The organism is Bradyrhizobium sp. USDA 4451 (assembly GCF_054822585.1).
The window spans coordinates 6,049,404-6,066,264 of record NZ_JBTRCH010000001.1 but is presented as its reverse complement, the minus strand read 5'-3'; the positions used below and the strand labels follow the sequence as shown (position 1 = coordinate 6,066,264).

Below are 16,861 nucleotides of genomic sequence, written 5' to 3'. Positions count from 1 at the left end.
AAAGCGGGAACGGCGGAGTACCCCGCAAGTGCATGGGGCGAGAGCGGAAAGTTCCGCTTTCGTGCTCATTGGCCGGCGTGGTAATCCCGCAACGTTCCGTGGATTTCGACGTGTATTCCACGTGCGGTCGTGGAAAATCACGGTATTGTCACGGTCTTGAGCCGGCCATCCGATTAGCGAATTCTTGATAGTCGGATGCCAGCATGGTTGGCTGTGATGCATCGACTATGATCGCGGAGATTCGAATAAACCGTGATTGCAACGGTCAGTATTGCGTAGGGTCTTTTTTGGTACGGAATTTGCTCTATCTACCCAAGACCCCGGTTTTGTGCCGGATTGGGTCGATCTGGCAAACAAGATCGAACGGCGGACGGAGATAATGAATGAGTAAGGTCGGCACGAGCGACGCCAAGAACACGCTATACTGCTCGTTCTGCGGCAAGAGCCAGCATGAAGTTCGCAAGCTGATTGCCGGACCGACTGTCTTCATTTGCGACGAGTGTGTCGAACTGTGCATGGACATCATTCGCGAGGAGAACAAGTCCTCGCTGGTGAAGTCGCGCGATGGCATCCCGACGCCGAAGGAGATCTGCAAGGTTTTGGACGACTACGTGATCGGCCAGAGCCATGCCAAGAAGGTGCTGTCGGTCGCCGTCCACAACCACTACAAGCGGCTCAACCATCAGACCAAGCACAACGACGTCGAGCTCGCGAAGTCGAACATCCTGCTGATCGGTCCGACCGGTTCGGGCAAGACGCTGCTGGCGCAGACGCTGGCGCGCATCCTTGACGTTCCGTTTACCATGGCCGATGCGACGACGCTGACCGAGGCCGGCTATGTCGGCGAGGACGTCGAGAACATCATCCTGAAGCTGCTGCAGGCCGCCGACTACAACGTCGAGCGTGCGCAGCGCGGCATCGTCTACATCGACGAAATCGACAAGATCAGCCGCAAGTCGGACAATCCCTCGATCACCCGCGACGTGTCGGGCGAGGGCGTCCAGCAGGCGCTGCTGAAGATCATGGAAGGCACGGTGGCCTCGGTCCCGCCGCAGGGCGGCCGCAAGCATCCGCAGCAGGAGTTCCTGCAGGTGGACACCACCAACATCCTGTTCATCTGCGGCGGTGCGTTCTCGGGCCTCGAGAAGATCATCTCCGCGCGCGGCCGCTCGACCTCGATCGGCTTCGCGGCGCAGGTGCTCGCGCCGGAGGACCGCCGTACCGGTGAGATCTTCCGTCACGTCGAGCCGGAAGACCTGTTGAAGTATGGCCTGATCCCGGAATTCGTCGGCCGTCTGCCCGTCGTCGCGACGCTGGAGGACCTCGACGAGACCTCGCTGAAGAAGATCCTGACCGATCCGAAGAACGCGCTGGTGAAGCAGTACCAGCGGCTGTTCGAGATGGAGAACATCGAGCTGACCTTCGCCGACGAGGCGCTTGGCGCGGTCGCCCGCAAGGCGATCGAGCGCAAGACCGGTGCGCGCGGCCTGCGCTCGATCCTGGAGAGCATCCTGCTCGAGACCATGTTCGACCTTCCGGGCCTGGAAGGCGTCGAGGAAGTCGTGATCTCGCGCGAAGTGGTCGAGGGAACGGCGCGTCCGCTCTACATCTACGCGGATCGTTCCGACCGCGCCGTCGAGAGCAGCGCGAGCGCGTAAGAGCGCCGGTCTCCGACCCGCCAAAAATGCACGGCTGCCGGGCGATCCGGCGGCCGTTGTGGCGCAGCAGCAGCGCTCTTGCGGCGTAGCCGCAAATGCTTGTTTAGCCTATATTTCCCGGCACTTCTCGGACTTGACACCCCCCTGCCGGATAGCCACCTAATGCTATCGGCGAGGGGTCTCACGCGTTGAGATTCGTCGCTTCACGATGCGGAATAAGCGGCTGCTGACGGCATTCTCGTTCCGGATCACCAAGGCACCTTGTGGCGGTTGCGCAAGCAGGCGGACTGCGTGCAAGGGGGCAAAACAAAAGGAATAGGCCATGACGACTTCAAAACCCCGGCCAACGATCGTCCACGGCGAAAGCCACTCCTATCCGGTGCTGCCGCTCCGCGACATCGTCGTCTTCCCGCACATGATTGTGCCGCTGTTCGTCGGCCGCGAGAAATCGATCCGCGCCCTCGAAGAGGTGATGAAGAACGACGCGCTGATCATGCTCGCGACGCAGAAGAACGCGTCCGACGATGATCCGGCTCCCGATTCAATTTACGAGACCGGTACGCTCGCCAGCGTCCTGCAGCTGCTGAAGCTGCCCGACGGCACCGTGAAGGTGCTGGTCGAGGGCCTCGAGCGCGCGCGGGTCGAGAAGTATTCCGACCGCAGCGAATATTACGAGGCGACCGCGGTCGCGCTCGCCGACACGGACGCCAACTCGGTCGAGGCCGAGGCGCTGGCGCGGTCGGTGGTGTCCGACTTCGAAAGCTATGTGAAGCTGAACAAGAAGATCTCCGCCGAGGTCGTCGGCGTGGTCCAGGCGATCACCGATTTCGCCAAGCTCGGCGACACCGTCGCCTCGCATCTCGCGGTCAAGATCGCCGATCGGCAGGGCATCCTGGAGACGTTGTCCGTCACGCAGCGCCTGGAGAAGGTGCTCGGCCTGATGGAGAGCGAGATCTCGGTGCTGCAGGTCGAGAAGCGCATCCGCTCGCGCGTCAAGCGCCAGATGGAGAAGACCCAGCGCGAGTATTACCTGAACGAACAGATGAAGGCGATCCAGAAGGAGCTCGGCGACGACGAAGGTCGCGACGAGCTGGCCGATCTGGAGGAGAAGATCTCCAAGACCAAGCTGTCCAAGGAAGCGCGCGAGAAGGCCCAGCACGAGCTGAAGAAGCTGCGCCAGATGTCGCCGATGTCCGCGGAAGCGACCGTCGTGCGCAACTATCTGGATTGGCTGCTGTCGATCCCGTGGGGCAAGAAGTCCAAGGTCAAGAAGGACCTCGAGGCCGCGCAGGCGGTCTTGGACTCCGATCACTACGGGCTCGAGAAGGTCAAGGACCGCATCGTCGAGTATCTCGCGGTGCAGTCGCGCGCCAACAAGCTGACCGGACCGATCCTGTGCCTGGTCGGGCCTCCCGGCGTCGGCAAGACCTCGCTCGGCAAGTCGATCGCCAAGGCTACGGGGCGCGAGTTCGTGCGCGTGTCGCTCGGCGGCGTGCGTGACGAGGCCGAGATCCGCGGTCACCGCCGCACCTATATCGGCTCGATGCCCGGCAAGATCATCCAGTCGATGCGCAAGGCGAAGACCTCGAACCCGCTGTTCCTGCTGGACGAGATCGACAAGATGGGCGCCGATTTCCGCGGCGATCCGTCGTCGGCGCTGCTCGAGGTCCTGGACCCCGAGCAGAACTCGACCTTCAACGACCATTACCTGGAGGTCGACTACGACCTGTCCAACGTGATGTTCATCACGACCGCGAATACGCTGAATATTCCGGGCCCGCTGATGGACCGCATGGAGATCATCCGGATCGCCGGCTACACCGAGAACGAGAAGGTCGAGATCGCGCGCAAGCATCTGATCCCGAGCGCGCTCTCCAAGCACGGTCTGGACTCCAAGGAATGGTCGATCGACGACGCGGCCCTGCTCTTGATGATCCGCCGCTACACCCGCGAAGCGGGCGTGCGTAACCTGGAGCGCGAGCTCTCCACACTCGCCCGCAAGGCGGTGAAGGAGCTGATGATCTCCAAGAAGAAGTCGGTGAAGGTCACCGAGGCGAATATCGAAGAGTTCCTCGGCGTTCCGAAGTATCGCTTCGGCGAGATCGACGACGAGGATCAGGTCGGTATCGTCACGGGTCTGGCCTGGACCGATGTCGGCGGCGAGCTGTTGACCATTGAAGGCGTCATGATGCCCGGTAAGGGCAAGATGACGGTCACGGGCAATCTGCGCGACGTGATGAAGGAATCGATCTCGGCGGCGGCGTCTTACGTCCGCTCGCGTGCGATCACCTACGGCATCGAACCGCCGATGTTCGACCGGCGCGACATCCACGTTCACGTGCCGGAGGGCGCAACGCCGAAGGACGGTCCGTCCGCCGGCGTGGCGATGGCCACCGCGATCATCTCGGTCATGACCGGCATTCCGGTCCGCCACGATGTCGCGATGACCGGCGAGATCACGCTGCGCGGTCGCGTGCTGCCGATCGGCGGTCTGAAGGAGAAGCTGTTGGCTGCCGCCCGCGGCGGTATCAAGACTGTGCTGATCCCGGAGGACAACGCCAAGGATCTCACGGAGATTTCCGATGCGATCAAGGGCGGCATGGAGATCATCCCGGTCTCGCGGCTGGATGAGGTCGTTGCCAAGGCGCTGGTCCGCGTGCCCGCGCCGATCGTCTGGGAAGAGGAGACCAGCAAGGTCGACGTCAAGCCCGAGGCTTCGGATGAAGCGTCCGGCGGCCTGACGGCGCACTGAGCCAATCTCCGATCCGAAAAATCAAACGGCGCCTTCGGGCGCCGTTTTTGTTTGGGCGACCTGCGAACGAAGTGGCTCCGTCGAGGCCGACTATTGTTTCTTCTCGACCATGAAATTGCCGAGCGCGCCGAGTGCCATCAGCACGCTGGTGCCGAGGAACACCGCGCGCATGCCGATATGGCCGCCGATGAATCCGCCGGCGAGCGGGCCGATCACCTGGCCGGCATATTGCGCCGAGATCGAGTAGCCGAGCATGCTGCCGGTGACGGCGTCGGGGACGTTGTGCCGGATCACGCTGGCGATGCAGGGCAAGAGGCCGCCGAGCGCGAGCCCCATCAGGAAGCGCAGCAAGATCAGCTGCCAGCCGCTGACCACGAAGGCCTGCGGGATCAGCAGCGCCGCCGAGGCCGCAAGGCAGATGGTGATGATCCGCCAGTGGCCGACGCGATCGGCGAGCTTGCCGAGATGCGACGACGACAACAGGCTGCCGAACGCCGCAGCCGACATCACGAGCCCGGCCACGAACGTGACCTGTGGCGCCTCGACCAATTGGGCGACATAGACCGTGATGATCGGCTCGATCGACATGTTGGCGATCATCAGCAGCAGGCCGGTTCCCCACATCGCGATCACAGGGCGCTTGTCCGGAACCAGTGCCCAGCCGCCGCGCGATTTGCTGCCTTTCGCCGTCTTCGGACGCGGCTCCTCGCGGATCAGGAAGGTGGTGCCGAGGAAGGTGAAGAAGATCACGCCGCCGATCAGGAAGAAGCTCGCGCGGATGCCGATCAGGTTCGGCAGCACGCCGCCGATCAACGGACCGACCAGGCTGCCGGCCATGATGCCGGCGGACAGCACGCCGATCGCCCAGCCGGACCGTGCCTTCGGCGTCTGCGCCGCGACCAGCACGGTCGAGCCCGAGGCGTAGCCGCCGAGCAGGCCGGTCAGCAGCCGCAAGCCGACCAGCTCGTAGACGTTATGCGCCATGCCGATCAGCGACATCGCGATCGCCATGCCGAGGCTGGCGCGGATCAGCATCAGCTTGCGGCCGTAGCGATCGGCAAGCCGGCCCCACAGCGGCGCCGTCAGTGCTGCGCTGAAGAAGGTTGCGCCATAGGCGATACCCGACCATTGCACGATAGCGGCGTGATCGGTGACGCCGAGCTGCTCGACATAGAGCGGCAGGAACGGCAGCAGCAGGGTCATGCCGACGATGGTCGTGAAGGAGCCGAACACGCAGACGATCAGGTTGCGCTTCCAGGGGCCCGCGTCGAGCAGGGCTTCGCGATCGACTTCCATATCCATGTCAGCGCAGCCCGATGACGGCGAAGCCGCGCGCCCGCAGGCCGCGGCGATCCTCGTTCAGCGAACGCAGCAGGCGATCGCGGGTGTCCTTGATATGATCGGCGGCTTCGCGCGCGGCGGCCTCCGGATCGTTGGCCTCGATGAAGCCGAGGATGCGGCGGTGCTCGCGCCAGGCCTGCTCGCGCGACGGTTCGGTCCACACTTCGAGCCAGCGCGCCCGCGACAGCCGGGTCATGGCGCCCTTGATCGCCTTGACGATGAAGGGGTTGCCGGAGAGCCGCGCGATCTCGACATGGAAATCAGTGCCGACCCGGTGCCATTCCTCGCGCGGCGCGCCGGACTGGCAGGCATCGAGCATCTCTTCCATCGAGGCGATGTCGGCCGCGCTCGCGCGCGCACAGGCGAGACGGACGGCCGTCGTCTCCAGCGGGATCCGGAACTCGGCCAGCGCTTCGAGCTCACCGAGGTCGATCGGCGCGACGATCCAGTTGCGGCCGTCGCGGCGGACCAGCTCTTCGCCTTCGAGCCGCACCAGCGCGGCGCGGATCGGGGTGCGTGATCCCTCGAACCGGCTCTCCAGCCAGCGCTCGGTCAGCCGTTCGCCGGGGCCGAGGTCGAGCGAGAGGATCATTTCCCGGAGCTGGTCGTGGATTTGGAGCATCTGTGACATGGCGCCGTCCTGCGTCAGGCGGTCGGCGTATCCCGGTTTGGTATCCCAAACAAGGCTGATCCGGGATACCAGCATTGCGCCCTGACGTGGCAGGCCGGAGGCCAAGCCGAGGCCGGTGGAACCGGGGCTTCGGCGAGTCACTTTGTCTGACGGAATTGGGAGAACGCGGATGCAGATCGACGGGCAATGCCATTGCGGGGCGGTGACTTATTGGGCCGAGATCGACCCCGAGCTTGTGTCGATCTGCCATTGCACGGACTGCCAGGCGCTGACCGGCTCGCCCTATCGCGTCACGGTGATCTGCGCCGCCGAGCAGGTCCACCTCACCGGGCGTCAGCCAAAGGTGTACGGCAAGCGGGGCGATAACGGCCGGATCCGCTTCCAGCATTTTTGCGCCGATTGCGGCTCGCCGCTGTTCACGAGCGGCGAGGATGGCGGCCCCGACGACTGGGGCATCCGCTGGGGCAGCATCCGCCAGCGCGGCCAATTGACCCCGCGACGCCAGCTCTGGTGCCGCTCGGCCGCGCCCTGGATCAACGATCTCCAGGGATTGCCGGCACGGCCCAAGGATTGAACACGGATCGAGGCTTTGCGGTCTTGCACGTCAGGGGCGGGCGAGGCTAAAGAGGCGCGCAGGTAAGGGCGGCTAGCTCAGCTGGTTAGAGCATCTCGTTTACACCGAGAGGGTCGGGAGTTCGAATCTCTCGCCGCCTACCAGGCTTCGCACCTCACGGGCTACGGCTGGGCAAGCCAGCCTTGAGCACAAATTCATCCGCTTGTTCGGTACCGCAGGGTGAAGGCTGTCACGCCGAAGCTCGAAGAGCGCAGGCGGACCGGTTCTCCCATCTCTGATACGCCGCCGCTCTATTGCTGCAGCATCCTGATTGTCGAGATCGGCCACTTCCCGATATGGCCCTTGATCGATATGCGCAGCCCATGGGACTCGTCCAGGAACACGTCCGCGACGGTCCCCGCCGTCCCATCGGTAAGGACCACAGCCCTTCCGACCAGCTCAGCTTCCACCTGCACGTACTCTCGCAGGATGACGATGGCGCGGTGTTTCACGAGCTGCAAGGCGGCCTCGGGCTGATGAGCTCTACGTAGCAAGGCCATGGCTCGGCCTCCATGCGCGCGCGGAGAGGGCGCGATCCCGGCCTCGGGGTAGTTGTGGGGTGGCCGGGATCGCGCTTGCTCCGCGCTGGTGTGCAAAGGCTATTTGATCTCCGATCGGGGAAAAGATGCCGAAAGTCACGCTTTCGCCTGAGAGCGGTTCCTGCCGGCGCGATGCGATGTGGGTTTGATGCCGACGCGGCTGCGATGCTATTCTTCCCCGCCTAACCGGGAACTTGATGCATGCGCAAACTCGCCGCGATTTTTCTTCTCACCATGATTGCCGGACCAGCACTCGCGCAGGCCGATCACGTCCAACGCTATCGCGAAGAGGTCGAGAAATCACCGGCGGATCTGGCCAACGAGGCGCGACAGCAGCGCGCCTATCAGCGTGCGCTGAGCGGCGTGCCGGACCAGAAGCCGTCCGACCCGTGGGGCATTGCGCGCAGCAATGACGCGCCCAAGGGCGCTGCCGCGAAGACCGCCGCACCGAAGCAGGCCAAGCCGACCAGCGCAGCCGCCAAATGATTCCCGTCTGCGGATCCGTCCGATGAAGTACTACGTTTGCAAATTGACCGGACCGCGCCCGACCTTTCCGCAGGACATGACGCCGCAGGAAGCCGCCATCATGCAGGCGCACGTCGCCTATTGCGGTGAGCTGCTGCGGGCCGGCAAGGCGCTGATCTTCGGACCGGTCGCCGATCCCACCGGCGTCTGGGGCCTTGGCGTGCTGCAACTATCCGACGATGCCGATCCGGGCGAGATCGTCGCCAACGATCCCGTCACCAGGGCCAATGCCGGATTCAGCTATCAGGTCATCCCGATGCTGCGCGCCGCGACGCGCGAGAGCTGCTAGCATCGCCGGATGCTTCCGCAACGAGGTTTGATCCGATGAACGCAGGCCACCCGCAAAACGCCGATCAGATTGCATATTGGAACGGGCCGGGCGGACAGCGCTGGGCGACGCGGCAGGCCGCGCAGGACATCGTGCTGCAGCCGGTGCTCGATCTCCTGATCGATCGCGCTGCGCCGAAGGGAGGCGAGCGCGTGGTCGATGTCGGCTGCGGCAGCGGGGCCTCGAGCTTCGCGCTGGCGGCAAAGGTTGCGCCTGATGGCCACGTGCTCGGCGTCGACGTCTCGGAGCCGATGCTGTCGCGGGCGCGGCAGAGCGCGCCGCAGGGATTGCCGGTCGAATTCGCGCTGGCCGACGCGACGGTCTATCCGTTCGCGCCCGAAAGCTTTGATCTGTTGGCCTCGCGCTTCGGCGTGATGTTCTTCGCCGATCCGGCGGCATCGTTCGCCAATCTGCACAAGGCGATGAAGCCGACCGGTCGTCTTGCCTTCGCCTGCTGGCAGGAGCCGCGCGAGAACCCGTTCTTCATGGCGCCGCTAGCCGCGGTCTACAAGCACGTGCCGAAGCTGCCGCAGCTCGGGCCTGAGGATCCTGGTCCGTTTTCGTTTGCATCCGAAGCCCGGGTGAAGCGGATCCTCGCTGAAGCTGGCTTCTCCGGCATTGCGATGGAGCCGTGCAGGGTCGAGCTCGATGTCGCCACCGGCCGCGGCATCGATGCCGCGATCCAGGGCGCGCTCGAGATCGGACCGGCCAGCCGCGCGCTGGAAGGGCATCCGGATGAGGTGCGCGCGGCCGCCATCGCCTCGATGCGCGAGGCGCTGGCGCCGTTTGCGAAGGGCGATTCGGTGCTGCTGCCGGGCGCGATCTGGATCGTCACGGCGCGGGCGTAACGGAACGGGTTGTTGGGCGTCGTCATTGCGAGGAGCATAGCGACGAAGCAATCCATCGTGCCGCGTGCGGAGACATGGATTGCTTCGCGGAGCTTGTCATCCGGCGGCGCTTCGCGCCGACCGGGTGGCTCGCAATGACGAAGAGGACTGTTCGAGATCTCAGGCCCGCTCTTCCCAGATCATCGCCAGATGCACGATGGTCTGCACGGCCTTCTCCATGTCCTGGCGGCTGACCCATTCGAGCCGCGAGTGGAAGGCGTGCTCGCCGGCGAAGATGTTCGGGCAGGGCAATCCCATGAACGACAGCCGCGAGCCGTCGGTGCCGCCGCGGATCGAGGTCTTCACCGGCACGAGGCCCGCGCGCTGGATCGCCTCGACCGCATAGGCGACGATTTGGGGATAACGATCGATCACCTCCTTCATGTTGCGGTATTGCTGCTTGACCTCCATGCGGTAGGTCGAGCGCGGATACCCCTTCATGACGTCCTTCACGATCGCTTCGAGCAGCGTTTCCTTCTGCGTCAGGCCGGCCTCGGTGAAATCGCGCACGATGAAATCGATCCGTGCGGTCTCCAGCGCGCCTGAGATCGCGACCGGATGCAGAAAACCTTCCTTGCCCTCGGTGGTCTCGGGCGAGCAGGTGTCCTTCGGCAGGCGATCGACGATCGCGGCCGCGATCTTGATCGCGTGCTCCATCTTGCCCTTGGCGAAGCCCGGGTGGGTCGCGACGCCTTCGATGATGATGCTGGCGCCGTCGGCCGAGAAGGTCTCGTCCTCGATATGGCCCGCGGTCTCGCCGTCCATGGTGTAGCCGAAATCGGCGCCCAGCTTCTTGATATCGACCTTGTCGACGCCGCGGCCGATCTCCTCGTCCGGTGTGAACAGGATCTTGATGGTGCCGTGCTTCACCTGCGGGTTGGTGACCAGGAAATGCGCGGCATCCATGATCTCGGCGAGGCCGGCCTTGTTGTCGGCGCCGAGCAGGGTGGTGCCGTCGGTCGTGATGATGTCGTTGCCGATCTGGTCGGCCAGCGCTTCGTGCTCGGCGGCGCGGATCACCTGCGAGGCGTCGGCGGGCAGCACGATGTCGCCGCCGCGGTAGTTCGTCACGACCTGCGGCTTGACGTTCTTGCCGGCGCAATCCGGCGAGGTGTCCATATGCGAGCAGAAGCAGATCACCGGCACCGCCTTGTCGGTGTTGGCCGGGATCGTCGCATAGACGTAGCCGTGCGGATCAAGATGCGCGTCCGATATCCCCATCGCCTGCAATTCGGCGACCAGCAGGCGGCCGAGATTCTTCTGCTTCTCGGTGGAGGGTGTGGTGGGGGAATCCGGGTCGGACTGGGTGTCGATCACGACATAGCGCAGGAAGCGCTCGGTGACGGTGTGCTTGAAGTCGAGGGCCGGTGCCAGCATGAAGACCGCGCAAGAAGAGGGGACGGGAATAATGCGCCCGGGCGGGTTCGGTTCGCGCAGGCAGGATGCATCAGGAGACAGAGCTATAACAGAAAAGCGCCACTCCGGGGCCGCGCACGAGCCGGAATGGCGCTTGAGATCAACGGAGCGTAAAGCGCCTAGATCGCTTCCTTCAGCTCCTTGGCGGCGCGGAAGGCGACTTTCTTGCTGGCCTTGATCTGGATCTGCTCGCCGGTTGCCGGGTTGCGGCCCATGCGGGCGGCGCGCTTGCGGACCTGGAGGATGCCGAGGCCGACGATCCTGATGCGCTCGCCCTTCTTGAGGTGCTTGGTGATGCGGGTGACCATGTCGGTCAGGATCGCCTCGGCCTGCTTCTTGGACAGTTCCTGCTCTTCGGCGATGGCCGCCGCCAGGTGCTTCAGCGTGATCGTCGCCGGGGTCGCTGCTTTCTTCGCCATGTGTGGCCCTCCTCGTTGCTGAATGGCTGGATTGCTGCTTTCACGCGAATGGCGCGCCGTTCGCGTCGGGAAAAGTCCTGAAAGCCGCCAGTTCTGGGGATGGGCAGCGCCGGGCCGGCCACAGGAAACCCAGACGTATCAGGCCTTATTCGATTCGGGGCTTTGCCGACACCACCGTTTCCGCTGAAAATAGCCGACAATGCGCGTCCCACAGCGTAAAATCGGCGCTGCTGTGCAGGGATCCGGAACGTCCTTGACTAACGGGATGCGGGCCTTTATGCCCTCGGTCCTGCGCGGATCAGTCCGATGATCAGCATCCGCGGGAGTAGCTCAGTTGGTTAGAGCGCCGCCCTGTCACGGCGGAGGCCGCGGGTTCGAGTCCCGTCTCTCGCGCCATCAATTCAAGCGCAAAATCAAAACCTTAGCTTAGTTCCCTGATCGTTGCCGCTGTTGCGAAGTGTCACACGCCAGTGTGAGACGTTCGGCCGCCTGTTGTTCGGCCGCTTCGCGCTTTCTTGCCCCCGACCGCACGCCCGATCGAAACGGAACGATCAGGCGGCAAGACCGACGGCGTCGCCGGCCTGCGCTGCCTGCTCTCGACGATGCGAAGCTGCCGCCTGCTGTTCGGGCGTCAGCCACCACAGCAGGAACAGCAGCGCGATGCCGTTCGACAGCAGGCCGGTCGTGAGCGGCACGTTCATGACCGCCTGCACGGCGATGCCTGACGATACCGCGGTGAAGCGTGGCGAGAGATGCCGCGAGACCATCGATCCCACCGCCAGGATCAGACCGCAGACGAGGGCCGATGCCGGCGCGAGCGCGAGACCGACCGAGGCGATGCCTTCGGTGGCGAGGAAGGAGGCGTTGAAATTGCCGTCCCGATAGATCGCGCCGAGCGTCGGACCGAGCTCGCCATACGGGCAGGCGGTCAAGTGGCGCAGTGCGGTGATCTGACAGAACCGGGTGAGCTCATGATGGGCAAAGAAGTCGGCGTATTGATCGAGCGCGAGCGACGGGATCGCGACGAAGCGCAGATTGATGGCGCTGAACACGACATAGTTCCTGTCGGCGCCGAGAACGACGAACGCCAAGAGGCCGATGATCATCGGAATGACGAAGGCGAGCACCGTGGCCAGCCGCGGGTCGAACCGGCCGAACAGCCAGAACAGGAACGGCAGCCAGAGCGGCAACAGCAGCACGGTCTTGTTGTTGACGACCGGATAGAAGCTGAGCGCAATCAGCAGCACGCCGGCGGCCGGCAGCCACTGCCTGCGCGACGCCAAATGCGCGAACAGATAGGGCAGCACCGCGCCGATGATGATCCCGGTCAGATAGTTCAACAGCGCCGGCCGCGCCACCGCGTTCCGCGCCGCGCCGTAGGGATTGCCGAAATTGGCGCCGTAGGAGATGTCGCCGATCAGCACCGCGAACGACGATGCCAGCAGCACGATGGCGATGCGCTTGACGGCCGCATCGGACAGGTCGGGCCGCCGGAGCGGGACCGTCTGGACCATCAGGGGGACCATCGCGGCGGCCAGTGCGGCGATCATGGCCCAGCGGGCGGTCGCGTGCGGATAATCGAATGCGCTGAAGAAGCTGAGCCAGACGAAGCCGAACACGGCCGACAGCAGCGAGAAGCTCACCAGATAGCCGAAGCTGAATCGTCCGGCGACGAAGGCCGGGATGAACACGACCATGATCGCGGTGCCAAGCACCGCCTGCGCCGTGAGGTCGGATCGCCAGACGTGCATCGCCGGGAACGCGTGCCCGCAGGCGATCAGCGAGGCGACGCTGAGGACGAAGAAGCCGGCGATCGTGACACCGACAGCCAGGTCATCGCGCGTCAATGGCATCGGTCCGTCCGAATTGAAAGCTTGTGGCAGCTAGCCAGCCGGACTCGGCCGATGCAAGTTAAGCAAAGTTAAGCGACGTCTCGGTCTGTGTTGGTGTGTTTCTATCCGGCGTCCTGTCATCGCAGTGCCGTATTGAAGTCATGGACGGCCACACGTTGCCGTGATCAGGCAAAGAATGCGGCGAGGGCCTCCAGGTCGGATTGTCCCGGCGTATCGCCGCGCAAATTGGCGTCGATCACGCGGCGGCAGGCGTCGACCGTGTGGCTGTCGCCCAGTTCGTTGGCCGCCTCCAGGATCGACCAGACCGTGTCCATGGGAACGTCGCTCTGCATGGTCGCTTTCGGGTCTGACAGCATCGGCGTCGCCGGGGTTAGAATTCGAACAGGTCGCGGCCGCGCCGCGCCAGGATGTGCAGATCGGCGACCGTGCCGCGCACCGCGCTGCAACGGCGGCATTCGATGATGGTGTCGCCGGACGCGCGCGCCGGATCGGCGACCTTGATCGCCAGGCTGCCGCAATCCGTGCAGGTGATCTTGAAGCCGGTCGAAATGACTTGCTGATGTAAATTCATTGTGGCCTGCGCCCCTGTTGAGACAGACCATACGGAACAATTTTTAAAACGGGGATCGCGGAGCGGATCGCAATCGAACGACTGCGTTAGGGCGCGATTAAGATTTCGCCGCCATCGCGCGGCCCGGCAAATGCAGCGCCGGCCTGCCGAGCCCGGCCGCATCGGCGCGCACGCGCTCCCGCGCATTGACGGTGATCACGCCGGCGGCATGCGCCCAGACCGCGAGGTCGGACGCGCTGTCGCCGGCGTAGATGAAGCCCTCCGGAAAGGTCTTGCGCAGCAGATCGGCCTTGTTGGCACCCTTGAGATTGTGCGCGCCGTCGGAGGCGAGCACCTGGTCGATCCAGGGCAGACGCGATGCCAGCCGGTCCGCGAGCAAGGCGTCGGCCGCGGTCGCCAGCACGATGCGGCGGCCGGCCGCCGTCTCGCGCTCGGCCAGCGCGACGACGTCCTGGTGCAACTCGATCCCGCTCCAGTCGATGCGCTGGCGCAGCGCGAGCTGGCGCTTCAGCGCCGCACGGCCGCGCGTCAGCCAGGCGGCGCATGACACGACGATCAGCGGATTGCGGCGCAGAACCGAGAAGAAGCTGAGATAGAGCAGGTCGCCCCTGATCAGCGTGCCGTCGAGGTCGAGCACCAGCGGCAGCGACGTCGGCAGTCCGAGCAGCGTGTGCGATCCGCCAAGGCGGGAAGCATCCTGCGGCATTGCGATGATTTCGCCGGGCAGGCGAGGCTCAGTCATTCGCGGCGCTCAGCCGGGTTGCGACCTGACGCACGTCGATCTCGCGCGCCCCGGTCTCGGTGGTCCTGCAATCGCCGTATCCGAACCTGCCGGCAAAGGCCACTCCATCCGGACCGGAGCGAGACGCACGACACGGCCGCCGGTCGCGGCGTCGGAGCGGCAACAAAAAGCCGCCCGAAGGCGGCCGTCTTGTTTGCGGAAGCCTGACGCAATCCTTAGCGGACGGTCGAGGTGCCCGACGAGGTGATCGCCACCGGCTTGCCGGCCTTGATGACCTGGGTGGTCTGGGCAGTCTGGGTGAAATCCGCGTTGTTGCGGGCCGAAATGCCGAAAGCTGCAATCCCGATCGCCGCAACGAGGGCAACCACCACAATCTTGAGGTGGGTCGCGCGATCGGCTGAATGGATCGAGTGGTTCATGGTCGCCTCCGGGCGTCTATGCGCCGTCTATGGCAGCTACTGGTAAGCCCCATCTGTTTCCGGATCGTTTCGTGAGTTCCCGGAAATGGTTTCGTGCCACGGGCGGATTGGTTTCACCGTGCCTTGCGTCACACAGGCGGAGGGCCGAAACTGGCTCCAGGCGCCGAACGCGCTCGGGAGAAAAACAATAATGAAAACAATGAAAATGACGCGCCGGGGCTTGCTGGGAACCGGCTCTGGCGCCGTCGCCGCCACGCTGTTTGGCAAACGAGTCCTTGCCGCTGCCGAGTTCGACTTTAAGCTCGGCGTTGACACGCCGGAAACCCATCCGCTGACAATCCGTCTCGTCGAGGCCGCAAAGGACGTTGCGGCGCAGTCGTCCGGGCGGGTCAACATCACGGTGTTTTCGAACAGCCAGCTCGGCGGCGACCCCGAGATGCTGTCCCAGGTCAGGGCCGGCGGTATCGAATTGATGGCGGCGCCGAGCCTGACGCTGTCGATCCTGGTGCCGCTGTCGGGCTTGCCGAGCATCGGGTTTGCCTTCCAGTCCTACGACCAGGTCTGGGCCGCGATGGACGGCGGCGTCGGCGATCTCGTGCGCGAGGCGATCGCCAGGTCTGGCGTCGTGCCGCTGAAGAAGGTCTGGGACAACGGCTTCCGCCAGATCACCTCGTCGTCGAGCCGGCAGCTCAACGGCGTCGACGACCTCAAGGGCTTCAAGATCCGCGTGCCGGTGACGGCATTGCTGACCTCGCTGTTCTCGGGGCTCGGCGCATTGCCGTCGAGCATCTCCTACAGCGAGCTCTACTCGGCGCTGCAGACCCACATCGTCGAAGGGCAGGAGAATCCGCTGGCGCAGGTCTCGACCGGAAAGCTCTACGAGGTGCAGAAATACTGCGCGTTGTCGAACCATTGCTGGAGCGGCTACTGGATCATCGGCAACCGCCGCGCCATGGCCGGCTTGCCGCCCGATCTGCGCGAGGTCATCAACACCGCATTCGACAATGCGGCGGTGAAGGAGCGGGCCGATCTGATCGAGATGGATCGCTCGTTGCAGGCCGAACTGACCGGGAAGGGCATGACCTTCAACAAGCCCGATCCGGTGCAGTTCAGGGCCGCGCTGGTGAAGGCCGGCTTCTACACGCAGTGGCAGAAGACCTACGGCGCGGACGCCTGGGCGGCGCTGGAGAAATACACCGGCAAGCTCACTTGAGCCCAGTCTGACATCATGCGCGTGATTACCTGACGCGTAATCGCGCGCGCGGCCTCCTTTTGCGATGGTCGGTGCATCGGCGACATGGCGCCGATCGATCCGCACAGGGAGATACACGATGGCCAGCCAACCGCTTTATGCGACCGCCAGGGACGGCACAAAACTGTTCGTGCAGGATTGGGGCTCGGGTCGGCCGGTGTTGTTCCTCGCCGCCTGGACGTTCAATTCCAGTGTCTGGGGCAACCAGATCGTCGCCTTGAATGCAAAAGGCTATCGCTGCATCGCGCCGGACCGGCGCGGCCATGGCCGTTCCGACCTGCCGACCACGGGATACGATCTCGACACGCTGACCGATGACGTCGCTGCCGTGATCGAGCAGCGCGGACTGCGCGACGTCACCATCGTCGCGCATTCGATGGGATCGATCGAGGCGGTGAACTATCTGGCGCGTCACGGCGCGGACCGTATCGCGCGGCTGGTGCTGGTGGCGCCGACAACGCCGTATCTCATCCAGACCGACGACAATCCGGACGCGGTGCCGCGAGCGATGGTCGAGGCGCAGAATGCCGCGATCGCGCAGGACTTTTCGAAATGGATGGGTGAGAACGAGGCGCCGTTCTTCATGCCCGACACGCCCGAAACCACGCGGGCCTGGGTCAGGGAGATGATGCTGAGCGTGCCGCTGCCGGTGGCGCTGGCCTGCCGTAAGACGATCTCCTTTGCCGATCTGCGCGCTGCGGCGAGCGCCATCGATCGCCCGACGCTGATCGTGCAGGGCGACAAGGATGCCAGCGCGCCGCTTGAGCTGACCGGCGCGAAGACCGCAAAGCTGATCAGGGGAAGCAAGCTCGCGGTCTATCAGGGCGCGCCGCACGCTCTGCCGCTGACGCACAGCGGGCGTCTGATGGCCGACTTGCTGGCCTTCATCGACGCTTAGAGTTTTGACGCGTTTTC

The 16,861-nt window shown here is 64.5% G+C and carries 18 protein-coding genes and 2 tRNA genes; 10 read left to right on the top strand and 10 right to left on the bottom strand.

Features of this window, described 5'->3' with window-relative positions:
• Positions 1 to 383 precede the first annotated feature (383 nt).
• Positions 384 to 1,658, top strand: a complete 1,275-nt coding sequence (gene clpX / locus ACVMB0_RS28065) for an ATP-dependent Clp protease ATP-binding subunit ClpX (protein ID WP_018271869.1) — start codon at positions 384 to 386, stop codon at positions 1,656 to 1,658.
• A 322-nt stretch (positions 1,659 to 1,980) separates the two neighbouring features.
• A complete protein-coding gene (gene lon / locus ACVMB0_RS28060; protein WP_461348320.1) occupies positions 1,981 to 4,410 on the top strand; it encodes an endopeptidase La in 2,430 nt (809 codons plus the stop codon).
• A gap of 90 nt (positions 4,411 to 4,500) precedes the next feature.
• Here lon and ACVMB0_RS28055 read toward each other — a convergent pair whose 3' ends face one another.
• Positions 4,501 to 5,712 carry an MFS transporter gene (locus ACVMB0_RS28055; RefSeq protein ID WP_461348319.1) on the bottom strand — a complete coding sequence of 404 codons (1,212 nt, stop codon included), beginning with the start codon at positions 5,710 to 5,712 and terminating at the stop codon, positions 4,501 to 4,503.
• Between the two features lies 1 nt (position 5,713).
• Positions 5,714 to 6,382 (bottom strand): GntR family transcriptional regulator, encoded by a 669-nt coding sequence (locus tag ACVMB0_RS28050; RefSeq protein ID WP_461348318.1) that lies wholly within the window; start codon positions 6,380 to 6,382, stop codon positions 5,714 to 5,716.
• Between the two features lie 169 nt (positions 6,383 to 6,551).
• Between ACVMB0_RS28050 and ACVMB0_RS28045 the strand changes: the two genes are divergently transcribed.
• Complete coding sequence (locus tag ACVMB0_RS28045) at positions 6,552 to 6,956, top strand: GFA family protein (protein ID WP_461348317.1); 405 nt, start codon at positions 6,552 to 6,554, stop codon at positions 6,954 to 6,956.
• Positions 6,957 to 7,022: 66 nt separating this feature from the next.
• Positions 7,023 to 7,099: transfer RNA gene (locus ACVMB0_RS28040), tRNA-Val, on the top strand.
• Positions 7,100 to 7,246: 147 nt separating this feature from the next.
• Here ACVMB0_RS28040 and ACVMB0_RS28035 read toward each other — a convergent pair.
• Positions 7,247 to 7,456, bottom strand: coding sequence for a PRC-barrel domain containing protein (locus ACVMB0_RS28035; RefSeq protein WP_461349721.1), 210 nt, complete (start codon positions 7,454 to 7,456; stop codon positions 7,247 to 7,249).
• A 279-nt stretch (positions 7,457 to 7,735) separates the two neighbouring features.
• On the opposite strand from ACVMB0_RS28035, the gene ACVMB0_RS28030 reads away from it, so the two are divergent.
• From ACVMB0_RS28030 to ACVMB0_RS28020, 3 genes are read left to right on the top strand one after another with little or no spacing between them, the layout of a single operon-like run.
• Entirely contained in the window at positions 7,736 to 8,020 is a 285-nt protein-coding gene (locus ACVMB0_RS28030; protein ID WP_456754517.1) for a hypothetical protein, read from the top strand.
• A 22-nt stretch (positions 8,021 to 8,042) separates the two neighbouring features.
• Complete coding sequence (locus ACVMB0_RS28025) at positions 8,043 to 8,348, top strand: YciI family protein (RefSeq protein ID WP_461348316.1); 306 nt, start codon at positions 8,043 to 8,045, stop codon at positions 8,346 to 8,348.
• A gap of 35 nt (positions 8,349 to 8,383) precedes the next feature.
• Positions 8,384 to 9,235 carry a class I SAM-dependent methyltransferase gene (locus ACVMB0_RS28020; RefSeq protein WP_461348315.1) on the top strand — a complete coding sequence of 284 codons (852 nt, stop codon included), beginning with the start codon at positions 8,384 to 8,386 and terminating at the stop codon, positions 9,233 to 9,235.
• 159 nt (positions 9,236 to 9,394) lie between these two features.
• Here ACVMB0_RS28020 and pepT read toward each other — a convergent pair whose 3' ends face one another.
• Together pepT and ACVMB0_RS28010 are read right to left on the bottom strand one after the other, a co-directional pair.
• The gene (gene pepT, locus ACVMB0_RS28015) at positions 9,395 to 10,651 is read right to left on the bottom strand and encodes a peptidase T (RefSeq protein ID WP_461348314.1); all 1,257 of its coding nucleotides are present in this window, start codon (positions 10,649 to 10,651) and stop codon (positions 9,395 to 9,397) included.
• Between the two features lie 158 nt (positions 10,652 to 10,809).
• Positions 10,810 to 11,133: an HU family DNA-binding protein gene (locus tag ACVMB0_RS28010; protein WP_349629985.1), complete on the bottom strand. Its 324-nt coding sequence runs from the start codon at positions 11,131 to 11,133 to the stop codon at positions 10,810 to 10,812.
• 295 nt (positions 11,134 to 11,428) lie between these two features.
• Between ACVMB0_RS28010 and ACVMB0_RS28005 the strand changes: the two genes are divergently transcribed.
• Positions 11,429 to 11,505 (top strand) — tRNA-Asp (locus ACVMB0_RS28005).
• A gap of 155 nt (positions 11,506 to 11,660) precedes the next feature.
• Here the strand turns inward: ACVMB0_RS28005 and ACVMB0_RS28000 are convergent.
• From ACVMB0_RS28000 to ACVMB0_RS27980, 5 genes are all read right to left on the bottom strand, one after another.
• Positions 11,661 to 12,962, bottom strand: coding sequence for a hypothetical protein (locus ACVMB0_RS28000; RefSeq protein WP_456754521.1), 1,302 nt, complete (start codon positions 12,960 to 12,962; stop codon positions 11,661 to 11,663).
• A gap of 164 nt (positions 12,963 to 13,126) precedes the next feature.
• The gene (locus tag ACVMB0_RS27995) at positions 13,127 to 13,318 is read right to left on the bottom strand and encodes a hypothetical protein (RefSeq protein WP_461348313.1); all 192 of its coding nucleotides are present in this window, start codon (positions 13,316 to 13,318) and stop codon (positions 13,127 to 13,129) included.
• A gap of 14 nt (positions 13,319 to 13,332) precedes the next feature.
• A complete protein-coding gene (locus ACVMB0_RS27990; RefSeq protein ID WP_461348312.1) occupies positions 13,333 to 13,533 on the bottom strand; it encodes a hypothetical protein in 201 nt (66 codons plus the stop codon).
• 97 nt (positions 13,534 to 13,630) lie between these two features.
• Positions 13,631 to 14,275, bottom strand: coding sequence for a haloacid dehalogenase-like hydrolase (locus tag ACVMB0_RS27985; RefSeq protein ID WP_461348311.1), 645 nt, complete (start codon positions 14,273 to 14,275; stop codon positions 13,631 to 13,633).
• Between the two features lie 215 nt (positions 14,276 to 14,490).
• Entirely contained in the window at positions 14,491 to 14,694 is a 204-nt protein-coding gene (locus tag ACVMB0_RS27980; RefSeq protein WP_212013533.1) for a hypothetical protein, read from the bottom strand.
• Between the two features lie 199 nt (positions 14,695 to 14,893).
• Here ACVMB0_RS27980 and ACVMB0_RS27975 point away from each other — a divergent pair, with 199 nt between their 5' ends.
• Both ACVMB0_RS27975 and ACVMB0_RS27970 read left to right on the top strand, forming a co-directional pair.
• Entirely contained in the window at positions 14,894 to 15,907 is a 1,014-nt protein-coding gene (locus ACVMB0_RS27975) for a TRAP transporter substrate-binding protein (RefSeq protein ID WP_461349720.1), read from the top strand.
• A gap of 118 nt (positions 15,908 to 16,025) precedes the next feature.
• Complete coding sequence (locus ACVMB0_RS27970; RefSeq protein ID WP_461348310.1) at positions 16,026 to 16,844, top strand: alpha/beta fold hydrolase; 819 nt, start codon at positions 16,026 to 16,028, stop codon at positions 16,842 to 16,844.
• The last annotated feature ends 17 nt before the right edge of the window (positions 16,845 to 16,861 follow it).

What these genes read in the sequence shown, in the direction of transcription:
- ACVMB0_RS28000 (WP_456754521.1), bottom strand. Translation starts at nt 12,962, where the DNA reads ATGCCATTGACGCGCGATGACCTGGCTGTCGGTGTCACGATCGCCGGC.
- ACVMB0_RS27970 (WP_461348310.1), top strand. Translation starts at nt 16,026, where the DNA reads ATGGCCAGCCAACCGCTTTATGCGACCGCCAGGGACGGCACAAAACTG.
- ACVMB0_RS27985 (WP_461348311.1), bottom strand. Translation starts at nt 14,275, where the DNA reads ATGACTGAGCCTCGCCTGCCCGGCGAAATCATCGCAATGCCGCAGGAT.
- ACVMB0_RS27995 (WP_461348313.1), bottom strand. Translation starts at nt 13,318, where the DNA reads ATGCTGTCAGACCCGAAAGCGACCATGCAGAGCGACGTTCCCATGGAC.
- ACVMB0_RS28055 (WP_461348319.1), bottom strand. Translation starts at nt 5,712, where the DNA reads ATGGATATGGAAGTCGATCGCGAAGCCCTGCTCGACGCGGGCCCCTGG.
- ACVMB0_RS28045 (WP_461348317.1), top strand. Translation starts at nt 6,552, where the DNA reads ATGCAGATCGACGGGCAATGCCATTGCGGGGCGGTGACTTATTGGGCC.
- ACVMB0_RS28050 (WP_461348318.1), bottom strand. Translation starts at nt 6,382, where the DNA reads ATGTCACAGATGCTCCAAATCCACGACCAGCTCCGGGAAATGATCCTC.
- ACVMB0_RS28025 (WP_461348316.1), top strand. Translation starts at nt 8,043, where the DNA reads ATGAAGTACTACGTTTGCAAATTGACCGGACCGCGCCCGACCTTTCCG.
- clpX (WP_018271869.1), top strand. Translation starts at nt 384, where the DNA reads ATGAGTAAGGTCGGCACGAGCGACGCCAAGAACACGCTATACTGCTCG.
- ACVMB0_RS28030 (WP_456754517.1), top strand. Translation starts at nt 7,736, where the DNA reads ATGCGCAAACTCGCCGCGATTTTTCTTCTCACCATGATTGCCGGACCA.
- ACVMB0_RS27990 (WP_461348312.1), bottom strand. Translation starts at nt 13,533, where the DNA reads ATGAATTTACATCAGCAAGTCATTTCGACCGGCTTCAAGATCACCTGC.
- ACVMB0_RS27975 (WP_461349720.1), top strand. Translation starts at nt 14,894, where the DNA reads ATGAAAATGACGCGCCGGGGCTTGCTGGGAACCGGCTCTGGCGCCGTC.
- ACVMB0_RS27980 (WP_212013533.1), bottom strand. Translation starts at nt 14,694, where the DNA reads ATGAACCACTCGATCCATTCAGCCGATCGCGCGACCCACCTCAAGATT.
- pepT (WP_461348314.1), bottom strand. Translation starts at nt 10,651, where the DNA reads ATGCTGGCACCGGCCCTCGACTTCAAGCACACCGTCACCGAGCGCTTC.
- lon (WP_461348320.1), top strand. Translation starts at nt 1,981, where the DNA reads ATGACGACTTCAAAACCCCGGCCAACGATCGTCCACGGCGAAAGCCAC.
- ACVMB0_RS28020 (WP_461348315.1), top strand. Translation starts at nt 8,384, where the DNA reads ATGAACGCAGGCCACCCGCAAAACGCCGATCAGATTGCATATTGGAAC.